This window comes from Mycobacterium sp. TH-M15 (assembly GCF_057473705.1).
This window is the reverse complement of the sequence record NZ_JBYCLB010000201.1, coordinates 1-3,957: the sequence shown is the minus strand read 5'-3', so window position 1 is coordinate 3,957 and position 3,957 is coordinate 1. Positions and strand designations below refer to the sequence as shown.

Sequence of the window (3,957 nt, the reverse complement as noted above, 5' to 3'; positions counted from 1 at the left end):
CCGACGAACTGGTCCGTCAGGGCGTGGTCGGGGTGGCCGGCGTGGACACCCGGGCGGTGGTGCGCCACCTGCGCAGCCGCGGCTCGATGAAGGCCGGGGTGTTCTCCGGCGACGCGCTGGCCGGCGACCCGGATGCCAGCGAGTTGCTGGCCCGGGTGCGCGAGCAGCCGGCGATGCTGGGCGCGGACCTGGCCGGCCAGGTCAGCACCGGTTCCGGCGATATGGTGGAACCCGAAGGGGCGCACCGGCTCACCGTCGCCGCGCTGGATCTGGGGATCAAGACCAACACGCCGCGCAACTTCGCCCGGCGCGGGATCCGCAGTCATGTGCTGCCGTCGTCGGTGACCTTCGCCGAGCTCGCCGCGCTGCAGCCGGACGGGGTGTTCCTGTCCAACGGGCCCGGCGACCCGGCCACCGCCGACCGGCTGGTCGCGCTCACTCGCGAGGTGCTGGGCGCCGGAATCCCGTTGTTCGGCATCTGCTTCGGCAACCAGATCCTCGGCCGGGCGCTCGGCCTTTCCACCTACAAGATGGTCTTCGGCCACCGGGGGATCAACATCCCGGTGGTCGACCACGCCACCGGCCGGGTCGCGATCACCGCGCAGAACCACGGCTTCGCCCTGGAAGGGGAGGCCGGACAACGGTTCGACACCGACTTCGGCCCGGCGCTGGTCAGCCACACCTGCGCCAACGACGGGGTGGTGGAGGGCGTCAAACTCGCCGACGGCCGGGCCTTCTCGGTGCAGTACCACCCGGAGGCCGCCGCCGGGCCGCACGACGCGGAGTACCTGTTCGACCAGTTCGTCGACCTGATGGCAGGAGGCCGCTGATGCCGCGCCGCACCGACATCCAACACGTGCTGGTGATCGGCTCCGGCCCGATCGTGATCGGCCAGGCCTGCGAGTTCGACTACTCGGGCACCCAGGCCTGCCGGGTGCTGCGCGCCGAGGGGCTGCAGGTCAGCCTGGTCAATTCCAACCCGGCGACGATCATGACCGACCCCGAGTTCGCCGACAACACCTACGTCGAGCCGATCACCTGGGAGTTCGTCGAACGGGTGATCGCCCAGCAGGCGCAGCGCGGCAACAAGGTCGACGCCCTGCTGGCCACCCTGGGCGGGCAGACCGCGCTGAACACCGCGGTCGCGCTGCACGAGAACGGGGTGCTGCAACGCTACGGCGTGGAGCTGATCGGCGCCGACTTCGAGGCGATCCAGCGCGGCGAGGACCGCCAGCGGTTCAAGGACATCGTCGCCAAGGTCGGCGGCGAATCGGCCCGCTCCCGGGTCTGCTTCACCATGGACGAGGTGGCCGAGACGGTGGCCGAGGTCGGGCTGCCGGTCGTCGTCCGCCCCTCGTTCACCATGGGCGGGCTCGGCTCCGGGATGGCCCGGACCCTCGATGAGGTGAACCGGATGGCCGGCGACGGCCTGGCCGCCTCGCCCAGCGCCAACGTGCTGATCGAGGAATCCATCTACGGCTGGAAGGAATTCGAGCTCGAGCTGATGCGTGACGGCCGCGACAACGTGGTGGTGGTCTGCTCGATCGAGAACGTCGACCCGATGGGGGTGCACACCGGCGACTCGGTGACGGTGGCCCCGGCGATGACGCTGACCGACCGGGAATACCAGCGGATGCGGGACCTGGCGATCGCGATCCTGCGTGAGGTCGGCGTGGACACCGGCGGGTGCAACATCCAGTTCGCGGTGAACCCGGCCGACGGCCGGCTGATCGTGGTCGAGATGAACCCGCGGGTGTCGCGGTCCAGCGCGCTGGCGTCGAAGGCGACCGGTTTCCCGATCGCCAAGATCGCCGCCAAGCTGGCGATCGGCTACACCCTCGACGAGATCCTCAACGACATCACCAAGGAGACCCCGGCCTGCTTCGAGCCGACCCTGGACTACGTCGTGGTGAAGGCGCCGCGGTTCGCGTTCGAGAAGTTCCCCGGCGCCGACACCACGCTGACCACCACGATGAAGTCGGTCGGCGAGGCGATGGCGCTGGGCCGCAACTTCGTCGAGGCGCTCGGCAAGGTGATGCGGTCGCTGGAGACCGACCGGGCCGGGTTCTGGACGGCGCCGGACCCCGACGGTGATCTGGATGCGGTGCTGGCCCGGCTGCGCACGCCCACCGACGGGCGGCTCTACGACGTGGAGCTGGCGCTTCGGCTCGGCGCCACCGTCGAGCGGGTCGCCGAGGCGTCCGGGATCGACCCGTGGTTCGTCGAGCAGGTCAACGAGTTGGTTTCGCTGCGCGCCGAGGTGGTCGGCACCGCGGTGCTGGATGCCGATCTGCTGCGCCGGTGCAAGTACAGCGGGCTGTCGGATCACCAGATCGCCGCGCTGCGACCGGAACTCGCCGGCGAGCACGGCGTCCGGCTGCTGCGCGACCGGCTCGGCATCCACCCGGTGTTCAAGACCGTGGACACCTGCGCCGCGGAGTTCGAGGCGAAGACGCCGTACCATTACAGCACCTTCGAGCTGGACCCGGCCGCCGAGACCGAGGTGGCGCCGCAGGCCGAGAAGCCGAAGGTGCTGATCCTGGGCTCCGGGCCGAACCGGATCGGCCAGGGCATCGAATTCGACTACAGCTGCGTGCACGCGGCGGTGACCCTGAGCCAGGCCGGTTTCGAGACGGTGATGGTCAACTGCAACCCGGAGACGGTCTCCACCGACTACGACACCGCCGATCGGCTGTACTTCGAGCCGCTCACCTTCGAAGACGTGCTGGAGGTGTACCGCGCCGAGCAGCAGTCGGGCAGCGGCGGCCCCGGGGTGGTCGGGGTGATCGTGCAGCTGGGCGGGCAGACCCCGCTCGGGCTGGCGCAGCGGCTGGCCGACGCCGGGGTGCCGATCGTGGGCACCTCGCCGGAGGCGATCGACCTGGCCGAGGACCGCGGGGCGTTCGGCCAGGTGCTGGCGACCGCCGGGCTGCCGGCGCCGCGCTACGGCACCGCCACCACCTTCGACCAGGCCCGCCGGATCGCCGCCGAGATCGGCTACCCGGTGCTGGTCCGGCCGTCGTACGTGCTCGGCGGGCGCGGCATGGAGATCGTCTACGACGAGGAGACGCTGCGCGGCTACATCACCCGGGCCACCCGGCTCTCCCCGGCGCACCCGGTGCTGGTGGACCGGTTCTTGGAGGACGCCATCGAGATCGACGTCGACGCGCTCTGCGACGGCACCGAGGTCTACCTGGGCGGCATCATGGAGCACATCGAGGAGGCCGGCATCCACTCCGGCGACTCGGCGTGCGCGCTGCCGCCGGTGACGCTGGGCCGCACCGACGTGGAGAACGTGCGCCGGGCGACCGAGGCCATCGCCCGCGGGGTCGGCGTGGTCGGGCTGCTCAACGTGCAGTTCGCCCTGAAAGACGACGTGCTCTACGTGCTGGAGGCCAACCCGCGGGCCAGTCGGACGGTGCCGTTCGTATCCAAGGCCACCGCGATGCCGCTGGCCAAGGCCTGCGCCCGGGTGATGCTGGGCGCCTCGATCGCCGACCTGCGCGCCGAGGGGCTGCTGGCGGCCACCGGCGACGGCGCCACCGTCGACGTGCACGCGCCGATCGCGGTGAAGGAAGCCGTGCTGCCGTTTCACCGGTTCCGCCGCGAAGACGGCGCCAGCATCGACTCGCTGCTCGGCCCGGAGATGAAGTCCACCGGCGAGGTGATGGGCATCGACCGCGACTTCGGCCGGGCTTTCGCCAAGAGCCAGACCGCCGCCTACGGCTCGCTGCCGGCGCAGGGAACCGTCTTCGTGTCGGTGGCCAACCACGACAAACGCTCGCTGGTGTTTCCGGTGAAACGCCTCGCCGATCTGGGGTTCCGGGTGCTGGCCACCGAAGGAACCGCGGAGATGTTGCGGCGCACCGGAATCCCGTGCGACGGGGTGCGCAAGCACTTCGAGGAGGCCGCCGCCGAGACCCCACGGCCGTCGGCGGTGGACGCCATCCGCGCCGG

General features: G+C 70.9%; 2 protein-coding genes. Both read left to right on the top strand.

Annotated features, from left to right (window positions below; translation table 11 throughout):
• On the top strand, positions 1-830 hold an 830-nt coding region (locus AC2VNT_RS04765; protein WP_486945757.1), incomplete at its 5' end, for a carbamoyl phosphate synthase small subunit.
• Positions 830-3,957: carbamoyl-phosphate synthase large subunit (gene carB, locus AC2VNT_RS04760; RefSeq protein WP_486945756.1), on the top strand; the 3,128-nt coding region annotated here is incomplete at its 3' end. The genes AC2VNT_RS04765 and carB, both read left to right, overlap by 1 nt.